This is a genomic window from Dyella silvatica, assembly GCF_026283955.1.
In the GTDB taxonomy this organism is placed as follows: Bacteria; Pseudomonadota; Gammaproteobacteria; order Xanthomonadales; family Rhodanobacteraceae; genus Dyella_C; species Dyella_C silvatica.
The window spans coordinates 1-12298 of sequence record NZ_JAPDPE010000066.1 but is presented as its reverse complement, the minus strand read 5'-3'; the positions used below and the strand labels follow the sequence as shown (position 1 = coordinate 12298).

The following is a 12298-nucleotide window of genomic DNA, read 5'->3' as shown; positions in this document are numbered from 1 at the left end:
TCGACTCATCCGATGCCGAAACGAATAAGGGCGCCGCTGGCGCCCTTATTCGTTTCGGCCAGCCGGGCCGATCAGCCAGGCCGCTTAAGCCGGATCAAGGCTGAAATATCGTCATCACCGTAACCCTGGCTCATCAGCTCGGCATAGTCGGCCAACGAGCGCTCGATCACCGTGCGCTCGGTACCCGCCTGCTCGGCGATACCACGCACGATGGCCAGATCTTTGTGCAGCAAGGCCAATTTGAAGCCCACCGAGAACTCGTTGCGCAACATCGTGGCGCCACGTTTTTCCAAGAACCAGTTACCCGCCGCGCCCGCCCCCAGCGTGGGCAGCAAATGCTCAGGCGCCAGCCCGAGAGCCTCGCCCAGCGCCAACCCTTCGCATACGGCCTGCGCGATACCCGCCACCAATACCTGATTCACAGCCTTGGTGGCCTGACCCGCCCCCACGCCACCGAGATGCGTGACGCGCAGTGCATAGGCTTCCAACACCGGCCGTGCACGTTCCAGCGCCTCGGCCTCGCCACCCACCATGACTGACAGCTTGCCGTTCTTGGCGCCTTCGACACCACCGGAGACCGGCGCATCGAGAAAATGCGCACCCACCGCCGCCAGCCGCTGCGCTGCCTGTTTCGCCGTATCCGGTGCGACGGTGGAGTGATCGATCACGATGGCATGAAGCGGCCAACTCAGCCAGCGTAGCCGGCGCGGTCACACCCAGTTGCTGCGCCAACGCCTCGGCCTTGGCATGGCTACGATTGGCTACGGCATACAGCAGCCCCTTCGATTTCAAATGCCCTGCCATCGGCGCCCCCATGGCGCCAAGTCCGATAAAAGCTGCTTTAAGGGTCATGCTTGATGTCCTTCGGTACTAAATGCTCAGTCGTTGCGATGCAAGTCGTGGGTGACAAAGGGATGCTCCGGGCTGGGTGCATTCAGCCATTGCGGATGCCCCAGCGTGTGCTGCATATCAGCCAGGCCGCTGCGCCAATGCTCGCGCATGCTATTGGCGCTGAACTCGTAATCTTTGTAGTGCCCTTCGTACGGTTTATTGCGATAAATCAAATGGATCAGATTGGTCAGCGCGCCGGAAGCCCGCGCTTCGGCCCGCCGGTAAGCCAACTCACCACGACGATCTTCGGGCACCAATGCCATCAAGTCATGCAAGAGACGCTGGTTTTCCTGGTTCAGGCGCATGTACTCGGTAAAGTCATGCGGCAGCTCACCCACCGCGCTCCACAGATCGACCTGGAAAATCAACGCGTCGTGGCACGGCCGCTCGGCAAGTACTTTGTAGAGCGGCGTGTTCGACACCATGCCGCCATCCCAGTAGAACTCGCCATCGATCTCGACCGCCGGAAAGCCCGGCGGCAGCGCGCCCGAAGCCATGAAATGCTCGGCCCGCAGCGGCCCCTGGGTATTGTCGAAATACGCAAAGTTACCGGTACGTACGTTCACCGCGCCCACCGATACGCGCATGGCGCGCGCGTCGTTGATTCGATCGAAATCGACCAGCCGCTCCAGGGTGCTGCGCAAAGGTGCCGTGTCGTAATAGCTCGCCGTGGTCGGGCCAGCTTTCAACGGAAACAACGGCGGCGGAATACGCGGATAGAAAAACCCTGCCTGGCCTTCCGTCATCGCCCGCCATGCGGCCAGACCGCTGAAGCTGTTCTGCATTTGCACCGGCCAGCTGAGATTATCGAACAGCGGCGAGGCGAACGGCGCCGGGAAAAACGGCGGCCGACAAATCGTGTCCCAGAATTCGTGCAATCGTTCGACCCGGTGCTGCGGCGCATTACCGGCGATGATGGCCGCGTTCAAGGCGCCGATCGAAATACCGGCGATCCAATCCGGTTGCAGCCCGGCCTCATCCAGCGCTTGGTACACACCCGCCTGATAAGCGCCCAAGGCGCCACCGCCCTGCAATACCAGGGCGGTCAATTGATAGCGCTCTCGCACCGATTTCGGCGACGGCTGCTCGGCCGGCTTATGCGATTTGCTCTTGGTCGTATCCATTAGTCGTTGGCCAGATAGTCATGCACGACGGTGCCCAGATCGAGGGTGAGATCGGTGATGAAGTGCAAGGCCGATTCCACTTTGAGCACAGGCAAATCCGCCACCGGTGCCAGCGCGTGCGGATGCAGCTCCAACGACGAGGGGCCGTTCCAGGCGCCTTTCAAAGTGACGTTGGTGGTGTAGTAACGGACCAGTTCGCAAATGCGTGGCGTGCCATCGACGTGTGGAATAATTTTCAGCAAGAAGTTCGGCGCGGCCAGGCTGGCCAGCACGGCGGCGTGATCGGCCTCACGATGCTTGAAACCCATGGTGGCCTTGGCCACCCGCACCTTGCCGTAATCTAGGGTGCCGACCAAGGTGTCAATCTCGGTTTCCAATAGCGGGCTGGCAAGCTTCTTCGGAAAGCCCCACAGCTCACGGCCACCGGCAATCGGTGGGTGATCGTTCAAATACATCGAATGCACATAGCCGCCGTGTTGACCACGGAAGCTCACGGGAATCACCTGGCCCGATTCGGTGTAATCACCAAAACCGGTGGAGTCGGGCATACGGATGAATTCGTATTTGACCAGTGGCTCGGTGACTTCCAGCGGCTCGGGCACCACCGCGCGCAATGCGTCGAGGTCGGTGCGATAAGTGATAACGAGAAATTCGCGATTGACGAAACGGTAAGGGCCGGGCGGAAAAGCCGGGCTGGTCAACGGCATGGCAAATGCGTTCGCTTTAACATCGGCGATCTTCATACAAACTCCTGGCGACTGGACCACTAGGCCCGCATAGATCCATGCGGGCCGGATACCTACCGAAAGGGAGCGCCCGCGTCTGATCCAGCGCTGCCGGACCGGACGCAGTGCGCGTTTACTGCATGTACCTTTACTGCCATGCGCCTTATTGCATGTACCAGCCGTGGCTGACCACAAAGGATTGGCCGGTCAAGGCCGCCGACGGGAATGCCGCTAGATACAACGCGGTTTCCGCGATGTCTTCGACCGTGGTGAACACACCATCAACCGTATCCTTGAGCATCACGTTCTTGATCACATCCGCTTCGCTGATGCCCAGCTCTTTGGCTTGCTCGGGAATCTGCTTCTCCACCAGCGGCGTGCGCACAAAGCCTGGGCAGATCACATGCGAGCGCACGTTATGCGCCGCGCCTTCTTTCGCCAGCGTGCGGGCCAGGCCGAGCAGGCCATGCTTGGCCGTGACATAAGCCGATTTCAGCTTGGAGGCCTCGTGCGAATGCACCGAGCCCATATAGATCACCACCCCGCCGTGATCGTCTTTGTACATGTGCTTGAGCGCCGCCTTGGTGGTGAGAAAGCCGCCATCCAGATGGATCGCCAGCATTTTCTTCCAGTCGGCAAAGGCAAATTGATCGATCGGATTGATGATTTGCACGCCAGCATTGGAAATCAGAATATCCAACTGGCCAAAGGTCGCCACCACTTTATCGGTGCCGGCGTTTACCGCGGCCTCGTCAGTGACATCCATCTCGATACCGATCGCCTTGCCGCCCGCCGCATTGATCTCTGCCGCAGCCGCATCGGCGGCCTGCTGATTGATGTCGGCAATGGCCACCATGGCGCCATTCTTCGCATACAACTCGGCAATCGCCTTGCCGATACCACTGGCGGCACCAGTGATCAACGCTACCTTACCTTGCAGACCTGCCATAACTATTCCTTCAGTGGGGGGAACTGTCGTTGTAGTTCACTTCGTGGGCGCAAGCCGGTGAGCACCACATCCATCGCTGTCACCGACACCGGCATGCGCGAAGCGCGCTTCTAGATCATTCAGCTGACGCCTTCCGATAGGTAGGTGTAGCCGGTCAATCCTGCATTCAATGTGACAAACAGTGTTTCAGCGGCATCGCCCTGTACGCCAGCGGCCGCAATACGCTCGCGATAGCTGCTGCGCAACGCCTCCAGGTCATAGCCGACATAGTCGAGCATCAGGTCGGTGGTATCGCCGCGACGCTTGTGCGCAAAAACATACGACTCGCCATCCACCCGCACATTCACCGCATCGGTGTCACCGAACAGGTTGTGGATGTCGCCCAGGGTCTCTTGATAAGCACCCACCATGAAGATACCAAGCCGATAGCTTTCGCCCTCTTTGAGCGAATGCAGCGGCAAGCTCACGTCGACGCCCTCAGCATCGACGTAGTGATCGATACGGCCGTCCGAATCGCAGGTGAGGTCGACGATGACACCGCGGCGGGTGGGCTCCTCGTCTAGCCGCGCAATCGGCGCAATCGGAAAGATCTGCTCGATCGCCCAGATATCCGGCACCGACTCGAATACCGAGAAGTTGGCGAAATATTTGTCCACCAGCTTCTCGTCGAGCTCATCCATGGCCTGCCGATGCGCACGCTCGGCGGGCAACAGGCGCTGACGCACCGCATTGGCGATGGCGTAATACATCTCGTCGAGACGGGCGCGATCATCCAGCGCCAGCTGGCCCAGCGCGTATAGCGTCTGACCCTCGACCAGGTGATGCTGTGCCTCGTGAAACAGCTCCAGCGCCGGGCGGCTGTCCAGCTCCGCATAGGTTTCGCGCAGGTGACGCAGTACGGTGGGTTCGTCTTCGCGGGGCGCAGGGATGCTGCCCGCCGGCACTTCTTCCACTTCGGTGATGTTGACCACCATCACCGCGTGATGCGCCGTCATGGCGCGCCCCGCCTCAGTGATGATGTGCGGCGCCGCCAGGCCATTCTCGGTCACCGCTTCGGCCAGCGACTGCACGATGGTCGCGGCATATTGTTCGATCGAGTAATTGATCGAGTTGTGGCTGCGCGAACGCGAGCCTTCGTAATCCACGCCGAGGCCGCCACCGACGTCGACAATCTCCAGCGGCACGCCCATCTGGCGCAGCTCGACAAAGTAGCGGGTCGCCTCGCGCATGCCGGCGGCGATGTCGCGCACATTGGAAATCTGCGAACCCATGTGGAAGTGCTGCAATTTCAAGCTGTGCTTGAGGCCAGCCTCGTCCAGGCGGCGGATCAAGGTCAGCACTTGACTGGGCGACAAGCCGAACTTGCCCTTGTCACCGCCGGTGTTCTGCCATTTGCCCGCGCCAATCGAGGCCAGGCGCACCCGCACGCCGAGCAAAGGCTCGACGCCGAGCGCCGTGGCCTCGGCCAGCACATGATCCAGTTCGGAAAGTTTCTCGATCACGATATGCACGCGCAGGCCCAGCTTGCGTCCGATCAGGGCCAGCCGGATGTATTCGCGGTCCTTGTAGCCGTTGCAGATCACGATACTGCCGGGGCGAGCCATCGCCAGCACCGCCATCAGCTCAGGCTTGGAGCCGGCCTCCAGGCCAAAACCCTCGACGCCCGCGGCCACCAGCTCGCCGGCCACGCCACGCTGCTGGTTCACCTTGATCGGATAAACCGCCGTATAGCCGCCGGTGTAGTCCATCTCCTCGATCGCCTTGGCAAAGGCACGCTGCAATCGCGCCAGGCGGTCAGCCAGGATGTCGGGAAAACGCACCAGCAAGGGCAGGCGCAGGCCCTCGGCGCGGGCCCGCTCGACAATCGCCGGCAACGACAGCGCGGGGCCATGGGCGCCACGCGGGCGCATCACGATATGGCCGGCATCGTCGACATCGACGTAGCCATCGCCCCAATGCGGAATGGCATAGGTATGGCGGGAGGCGGCAATGTTCCAGGGGGTAGCCATGTGGGGGGTCGCCATGAGACTGAAATCTCCTTAGAGCCTGCGGCAGGTTTCCGGATAGCCGGAAGACATACCAGACTCACACTAACGGATGATGTCGTCGCAGCGGCGCGCCTAGACGAAAACGAAGTCGGCCGGCCGGAAGCCTCGCACGCCGCGGGGCCGAACAGACTTGTCGGCCCTTGCGGCGGAATCGCTGCGCCAGGCCAGGCAGGCATTGTAATAGGCAGCTGTGACAATGTGCCGTTGATCTGAAACGGCCCCAAGCTCCCGTTGGTCGCCGTTGCGGCTACAATTCCCGCTCTTTGACCTTACCCGTACGTCAGGATCGCCCTCCATGTCGCAGCAGCTCAGCTGGTTTACCGAAGCACACCAGGCTTCCGGCTCCTCCATCGGTTTTCGCGTGGAGAAACTGCTTCATGCAGAAAAGACCCCTTTCCAGACCATCGAGATCTACCAGACCACCGACTGGGGCAATCTGATGGTCATCGACGGCTGCGTCATGCTGACCAGCCGCGATAATTTCCTCTATCACGAAATGATGACCCACCCGGCGCTGTTCACCCATGCGCGCGCCAAGCGCGTGGTGATTATCGGCGGCGGCGACTGCGGCACCTTGCGTGAGGTGCTCAAGCACGAGGAAGTGGAATCGGCCGTACAGGTGGAAATCGACGAGCGCGTGACCCGCCTGGCCGAGCAGTATTTCCCCGAGCTGTGCGAGTCGAACAACGATCCGCGCGCCGAGCTGTTGTTCATCGACGGCATCAAATACATGGCCGAAGCCGAGCCAGAGTCGCTGGATCTGATCATCGTCGATTCGACCGACCCGGTCGGCCCGGCCGAGGGCTTGTTCAACGCCGCGTTCTACTCCAGCTGCCATAAGGCACTGCGTCATGGCGGCATCCTGGTACAGCAAAGCGAATCGCCGCTGGCCCATCTGGAGCTGATCAAGTCGATGCGTGCGGCCATGCGCACTGCCGCAGTCACTGCGGTGAAAACCCTGCCCTTCCCGCAGCCGTGCTACCCCACCGGCTGGTGGAGCTGCACCATGGCCCGCAAGGGCGGCGATCTGGCCGGTTTCCGTGAGCGCGGCGCGATCAGCAAAAACTTCCCGACCCGCTACTACAACGCCGATATTCATCGCGGCGCGCTGGCCCAGCCGGAGTTCTTGCGCGAAGCGTTCGGCGAGTAAGCCACGCGCTTCAAATGGCTGAAACAGCTTGCAGGAGCCGCACAGCGGGCTCCTGCGGCTAGAACATGGTGGTCCGCGGCTTGGGCAGCAGCACCAGCAGCAAGGTAGCGACCGGGCCAATCACCAGAGAAAGTAAAAACCATAACAAGCCACTGCGATTCTTGCCTTGCGCCAGGCCCGCAGTGATCAGCGCTAATGTGCCCCAGCCGACGAACCAAGGCGCTCGCCCTTCGGCGAACATAGATAAATCATTCATCACAGGTCTTCCTGCTATTTATGCCGCAGGCTAGCACCCTGTCGCCGCATACGGCCCGGAATGCGCGCCCCAGCTTCATCGTCGCTTCATTCGGTATGTGCAGGCCGGTCGGCAGTTCAATAAACCGCGGTCACGACGAGCCTTGGCGGCATCTCCTGGCCCGCCGCCGACCAGGAATCAGCCGCGCTTAAGACAGGGCCGGTATGCTTGCGGCTTTGTTTTCCATGGAGAACGTCATGCGTGGATTGCGCTTTCTGGCTTTAAGCCTGCTTTGTGCTTTGCCGGTAGCCCCCGCCTTTGCCGGTTCAACGCCAGCCAAGAAGCCTGATGTAGCCCGCAATCAAGCGCTGATTGCCTTTCAGCGCGACCTGGTCAGCGTATTGGCGCCGCGCGCCGATGCCATGCCCTTGCTGGGGGCGGCCTTGCTTGCCCGGCCGCTGCCGAATCAGCCCAAGTACAACGATTTCCATACCTTGATCGACCGCGCCTCGCAGGCCGATGACAGCGGCCCGGAGGTCAGCTGGGTCCGCCTCAGCGACTGCGACGAACAGGCCGATACCTGCCCCAATCAAGAGGCCATGGCCAAATTGACCGAGCAGGCGCCGGACAATGCCGCCGTGTGGCTGCTCAAACTGGGCCAGGACGTACGCAATGACAAGAAAAAGCTGGCCCGCGAAGAACTCGCCAAAGCCGCCGCCGCCAAGCTTTATGACGACTACACCGGCGCCAGCCTGAAAGCCCTGGCCAGCACCGTCAGCGCACTGCCGCCGCCGGCCGACACGATTGACCCCGCATCGGCCGCTGGCGCCAGCGGCGTCCAGGCGATGATCGTCTACAGCGTAGCGGGCACCCTGCCGCAATCGGGTTTGCAGGCCACCGCCAAGCTGTGCGAAAGCGACAGCGACGATCCCACCCTGAAAGACGACTGCCTCAAGCTCGGCAAAACCTTGGAATGGGGTTCGAGCCCGCTGGCCCGCTCGCTCGGCCTGCATCTGCGCGAAGTTTTGTCCAGCGACGCCGAGCAGCAGGAAGACGCCAAGCGCGCCCGCCGCAGCCTGATCTGGCAGGTGCAGAACTTCGCCCAGCTGTCGACCCGCGCGGCCTCGGACAAAGCCACCGCCCAACATCTGCTGGCACTGGCCCGCAGTGGTGGTACCGAGATGAGCATGGTGCTGGCCGCACTGCGCGACTACAGCATTTCGGTCGATCCGCCGACGGATTGGCAGCCGCAAAGCGCGCAAGCGAAAGAGGCGCACGGGAAATAAGGAAACCGGGAGCAGGCAACGGCAAAGCCATCGGCTGGCCTGAATCCCGCTCCCTGTTCCCCATTCCCCGCTGCAACATGTACGCTTGCCCGCACCTTCCCAGATGTGGAGCGGCGCATGCTTACGGTGCTGGTAGCAAGCAGCAAGGGTGGTTGCGGCAAGAGCACGCTGGTCACCCAGCTAGCTTCGCAATGGGCACAAGAAGGCAAGCACACGGCGATTGTCGATGTGGACCGCCAAGGCTCCAGCTACCGCTGGGCCGCGTTGCGACCCGACAATGTTCCAGGTGTACTGGCACTCGAAGGCGGTCGCAAATCGCTGGATAAACTCCCCCCAGACACCCAGCGCCTGCTTATCGACACCCCTGCCGGCTCACATGAACGCGAGTTGGAACCGTATCTGGAGCAGGCCGACGTACTGTTGGTGCCGGTCTTGCCGTCCCCCTTCGATCTGGATGCCACGCTCAACTTTCTCTCGCACCTGAAAGACATCGGCAAGATCAAGCGCGGCAAGCTGCCGGTGGCGCTGGTCGCCAACCGACTCAAGCCGTGGACCCGCGCCAGCCAGGACGCGGTTGAACAAGTCCGTGAACATTCCCCCTTTCCGCTGGTCGCACAACTGCGCGACAGTCAGGCCTATGTGCTGCTTAGCGCATTGGGCAAAGGTATCTTCGATTACAGTTCCGAGCATGTCCGTGGTCATCAAGAGGATTGGAAGCCCTTGCTGCGCTGGATCAAACGCCAACATTGAATTGACGACCGTCGCGGGACGCGCGGCACCGCCTTAGCCAGGAGTACCCCCATGCACGAACTGATCTTGTTGCGTCACGCCGAAGCCCAGCCGGCCAAGGCCGGGGGCGGCGATCTGGAGCGACACCTGAGTGAACACGGCGAGCAAGAAGCTCGTGCCGCCGGGGTCTGGCTGGCCAAGCACGGCAAGCATCCGGACCGCGTGCTGTGCTCACATGCCGAACGCACCAAGAGCACCGCCACCCTGGCGCTGGCTGCACTGAGCCACTCGCCTGAGCCGCAACTGGCCAACGAGATCTACGACGCGACGCCGGGCGAACTGCTCGCACTGCTCGATCAACACAATGACGCGGGTACCGTCTTGCTGGTCGGGCACAACCCCGGCTTCGAACGGCTGGTCGCGCTCCTGGTCGAGGGGCGCTCGGACGAATTTCGCGGCATGCCGCCGGGTGGCTTGGCCGTGTTGCATCTCGACCAGGGTCCGCTGGAACCGGGCAAAGCCCGACTGGATGCCTTCTGGTCGCCGTAAAACATGCTGTGGCATGGCTGTGCTTATGGCCAGCCCTGCTATCGCTACCCAGCCAAGCCCACACCGATTACCGCAGTGCCACCGGACGCTCGCATGCCGAGTTCGGTGTCAAGCTGCTTTGGCTGCGCAAGATCATGGGGCGCTTCGAACAAATTGATGGCGAAATCACCCTAAGCCCCCAGCGCGACATGGCCACCGTAGATGCACGTATCCAGGTGGACAGCATTCGCATGGACTCCGAACGCTTTCGCCGTTGGGTCTTGGCGCCGGAATTTTTCGACGCCGAGCGTTACACGTCGATCCGTTTTGTTTCCTCGCCGGTGCCGATCGCTGCCCTGGAGCAAGGCGGTCAATTGAACGGCTGGATCACCCTGCGCGGAGTGACGCGGGCGGCACGCTTCGAACTCTTGCCGGCCAACTGCCCTTCCAACGCTCCGCAGCAATGCCTGATTGAATTGCACGGCTATATTCAACGCGGCGATTTCGGCATGACCGGGTACCGCACGGCACTCTCCGACCGAGTCGAGTTGGGCCTGGTCATCGCCCTGGATGAAGCCCGCTAAAACCTGGGTGCTTGTTCGGCCTTCCTGCAAGACCTTGCCTTACGTTTCATTCGTACAAGTGCAGCGTGCAGCACCTATCATTCCGGCCATGCGCTTGTACCGAATCCTTGCCCTTCTTCTAGCCGCCTCGATGCTTTTGCTGACGGGCTGCAGTCTGTCGCAAGCGCAGATTCGCCGCGCCGACACCGTGGTTGCCGCCAGCACCGACCACACCCTCAGCTGCCAGCGCGACGATCATTGCGCCGCTCCCTCGCCGCTGCTGGATGCCGCCGCGCAGGCGATGACGGAATCCACCGATGAGCAGCCGGTCAATATGGTGACCTTGCTCGGCGACAGTGAAGATGCGCTGGTCGCGCGGCTCAATCTGATCCGCGGCGCACGGCAATCGATCGATGTGCAAACCTATATCTGGGATCAGGACGACGCCGGCCAGTTATTCCTCGATGAACTGGTCCAGGCCGCTCGCCGCGGCGTCAAAGTACGTATCCTCGCCGACCAGTTGTTCTCCTTTGGCGACTTGAACCTGCTCAATCGACTCGCCCGCGTGCACAGCGGGTTTGAGGTGCGGCTCTACAACCCGACCTTCCACAAAGCACAGACGCCGCCGTTGGAATTCGCCGCCGGCATCGTTTGTTGCTTCATGAAATTCAACCAGCGCATGCATAACAAACTGCTGCTGGTCGACGGCAATATCGGCATCACTGGCGGGCGCAACTACCAGGATCGTTATTTCGACTGGGACGAGGAATACGACTATGTCGATCGCGATGTGATGGTCGGCGGTGCGGCCGCCAAGGCGATGGCGCACAGCTTTGAGCTGTTCTGGAACCACAAGCGCTCCACACCGCTAACCCATTTGCGCGACGTCAATCGCAGCCTGGTCAATGCACCCGAACCGCGTACCTCACCCAGTGCCATCTGGCCTGCGCCGCATTACGCCCACCCTTCGCGCGTCGCTCGTGTGCAAGACGAAGCAGGCGATGCCAACTGGCTGGCCGACAACCTGCTCGCCGATAGCTTGCGTACCAGCAAGGTCGAATATTTCAGCGATCTTCCGGCGAAAACCGAGCAGCCGCAAAAGCGCAATGCGCGCGAATTCACCGCCCGCGTCATGCGTCTGGTCGGCCAGGCTCAACACGAAGTGCTGCTGCAAACACCATATCTGGTGATGAGCCGCCGCGCGCAGAACATCTTCAAGCGCTTGCGCAAGCGCGATGCACCACCACGCATCATCGTCTCCACAAATTCACTGGCCTCCACCGATGCGTTCGCGGTATATGCGCTGTCGTATAAGCATCGCAAGCGTTATCTCAACAGCTACGGCTTTGAGATCTACGAACTCAAACCGCATGCGCCGGGCCCGGCTGAAGACAACGCCTATGCCAGCGAAGACGGCGGCCCTGGCCTCGATCTGCCCAGCGCGCCCACCAACCGCCGCAGGCCGATCGCCAACACCGAAACCCGCAGTCTGTTCGGCAGCCGTCGCGGCCGTGGCAGCCGTCCGGCGCCGTTGATCAGTGCAGGCCGGCGTTTCGGCCTGCATGCCAAATCCATCGTGGTCGATGACAACTTCGCCATGGTCGGCTCGCACAACTTCGACCCGCGCTCGGATCACTACAACACCGAGGCCGGCGTCATTGTTTATGACCGCGAATTCGCCGAGCAACTGCGCCAGAACATCATGCGTGACACCCAGCCCGAGAACGCCTGGGTGATCGCCCCGCGCAAACCATCGATACCGGTGCTGGGCAATATCAGCGAAGTGATCGCCGATATCTCAGAAAGCTTGCCGGTGTTCGACTTGTGGCCTTACCGCTACGCCACCAGCTACGACCTCAAAGCTGGCTGTACACCGATGCGCCCGAGTGACCCGGCCTTCTTCAGCTGCTATACGCCGGTCGGCGATTTCCCAGATGTCGCGCTGTCGCCCAAACTGATCTACACCCGCCTGATTACCGCGTTCGGCGCGGGGGTCAAAGGGATTCTCTAAACAGCCGGTCTAGGAGCGCGGCGCGGATTCGTCCGCATCGAAGCGCATTGGCAGCTCAC

The 12298-nt window shown here is 61.5% G+C and carries 11 protein-coding genes and 1 pseudogene; 6 read left to right on the top strand and 6 right to left on the bottom strand.

What is annotated here, in order from left to right; translation table 11 throughout:
• Positions 1 to 71: 71 nt before the first annotated feature.
• The 5 genes and pseudogenes from OUZ52_RS22935 to speA form a co-directional block, all read right to left on the bottom strand.
• Positions 72 to 792: pseudogene (locus OUZ52_RS22935) on the bottom strand (NAD(P)-dependent oxidoreductase).
• Positions 793 to 878: 86 nt separating this feature from the next.
• Positions 879 to 2015, bottom strand: a complete 1137-nt coding sequence (locus tag OUZ52_RS13780) for a patatin-like phospholipase family protein (RefSeq protein ID WP_266158986.1) — start codon at positions 2013 to 2015, stop codon at positions 879 to 881.
• Complete coding sequence (locus OUZ52_RS13775) at positions 2015 to 2758, bottom strand: acetoacetate decarboxylase (RefSeq protein WP_266158985.1); 744 nt, start codon at positions 2756 to 2758, stop codon at positions 2015 to 2017. The genes OUZ52_RS13780 and OUZ52_RS13775 overlap by 1 nt, the downstream gene beginning before the upstream one ends.
• A 145-nt stretch (positions 2759 to 2903) precedes the next feature.
• Positions 2904 to 3689, bottom strand: a complete 786-nt coding sequence (locus OUZ52_RS13770; protein ID WP_266158983.1) for a 3-hydroxybutyrate dehydrogenase — start codon at positions 3687 to 3689, stop codon at positions 2904 to 2906.
• Positions 3690 to 3808: 119 nt separating this feature from the next.
• The gene (gene speA / locus OUZ52_RS13765) at positions 3809 to 5698 is read right to left on the bottom strand and encodes a biosynthetic arginine decarboxylase (RefSeq protein WP_266159000.1); all 1890 of its coding nucleotides are present in this window, start codon (positions 5696 to 5698) and stop codon (positions 3809 to 3811) included.
• Between the two features lie 334 nt (positions 5699 to 6032).
• Between speA and speE the strand changes: the two genes are divergently transcribed.
• Positions 6033 to 6887 carry a polyamine aminopropyltransferase gene (gene speE / locus OUZ52_RS13760; RefSeq protein WP_266158980.1) on the top strand — a complete coding sequence of 285 codons (855 nt, stop codon included), beginning with the start codon at positions 6033 to 6035 and terminating at the stop codon, positions 6885 to 6887.
• A gap of 58 nt (positions 6888 to 6945) precedes the next feature.
• Here the strand turns inward: speE and OUZ52_RS13755 are convergent, their stop codons facing one another.
• Positions 6946 to 7143 (bottom strand): antitermination protein NusB, encoded by a 198-nt coding sequence (locus OUZ52_RS13755; protein ID WP_266158979.1) that lies wholly within the window; start codon positions 7141 to 7143, stop codon positions 6946 to 6948.
• Positions 7144 to 7379: 236 nt separating this feature from the next.
• Between OUZ52_RS13755 and OUZ52_RS13750 the strand changes: the two genes are divergently transcribed.
• The 5 genes from OUZ52_RS13750 to OUZ52_RS13730 all read left to right on the top strand — a co-directional run bounded on the left by OUZ52_RS13750 (position 7380) and on the right by OUZ52_RS13730 (position 12239).
• A complete protein-coding gene (locus OUZ52_RS13750; RefSeq protein WP_266158978.1) occupies positions 7380 to 8408 on the top strand; it encodes a hypothetical protein in 1029 nt (342 codons plus the stop codon).
• 117 nt (positions 8409 to 8525) lie between these two features.
• Complete coding sequence (locus tag OUZ52_RS13745; RefSeq protein WP_266158977.1) at positions 8526 to 9158, top strand: ParA family protein; 633 nt, start codon at positions 8526 to 8528, stop codon at positions 9156 to 9158.
• Between the two features lie 51 nt (positions 9159 to 9209).
• Entirely contained in the window at positions 9210 to 9686 is a 477-nt protein-coding gene (locus OUZ52_RS13740; RefSeq protein ID WP_266158976.1) for a SixA phosphatase family protein, read from the top strand.
• 8 nt (positions 9687 to 9694) lie between these two features.
• Positions 9695 to 10249 carry a YceI family protein gene (locus OUZ52_RS13735; RefSeq protein WP_266158975.1) on the top strand — a complete coding sequence of 185 codons (555 nt, stop codon included), beginning with the start codon at positions 9695 to 9697 and terminating at the stop codon, positions 10247 to 10249.
• 88 nt (positions 10250 to 10337) lie between these two features.
• Positions 10338 to 12239, top strand: coding sequence for a phospholipase D family protein (locus OUZ52_RS13730; protein ID WP_266158974.1), 1902 nt, complete (start codon positions 10338 to 10340; stop codon positions 12237 to 12239).
• The last annotated feature ends 59 nt before the right edge of the window (positions 12240 to 12298 follow it).

Bases quoted from the DNA above. Each gene is read 5' to 3' on its own strand.
- OUZ52_RS13780 (WP_266158986.1), bottom strand. From the start codon at position 2,015: ATGGATACGACCAAGAGCAAATCGCATAAGCCGGCCGAGCAGCCGTCG.
- OUZ52_RS13775 (WP_266158985.1), bottom strand. From the start codon at position 2,758: ATGAAGATCGCCGATGTTAAAGCGAACGCATTTGCCATGCCGTTGACC.
- OUZ52_RS13770 (WP_266158983.1), bottom strand. From the start codon at position 3,689: ATGGCAGGTCTGCAAGGTAAGGTAGCGTTGATCACTGGTGCCGCCAGT.
- speA (WP_266159000.1), bottom strand. From the start codon at position 5,698: ATGGCTACCCCCTGGAACATTGCCGCCTCCCGCCATACCTATGCCATT.
- speE (WP_266158980.1), top strand. From the start codon at position 6,033: ATGTCGCAGCAGCTCAGCTGGTTTACCGAAGCACACCAGGCTTCCGGC.
- OUZ52_RS13755 (WP_266158979.1), bottom strand. From the start codon at position 7,143: ATGAATGATTTATCTATGTTCGCCGAAGGGCGAGCGCCTTGGTTCGTC.
- OUZ52_RS13750 (WP_266158978.1), top strand. From the start codon at position 7,380: ATGCGTGGATTGCGCTTTCTGGCTTTAAGCCTGCTTTGTGCTTTGCCG.
- OUZ52_RS13745 (WP_266158977.1), top strand. From the start codon at position 8,526: ATGCTTACGGTGCTGGTAGCAAGCAGCAAGGGTGGTTGCGGCAAGAGC.
- OUZ52_RS13740 (WP_266158976.1), top strand. From the start codon at position 9,210: ATGCACGAACTGATCTTGTTGCGTCACGCCGAAGCCCAGCCGGCCAAG.
- OUZ52_RS13730 (WP_266158974.1), top strand. From the start codon at position 10,338: ATGCGCTTGTACCGAATCCTTGCCCTTCTTCTAGCCGCCTCGATGCTT.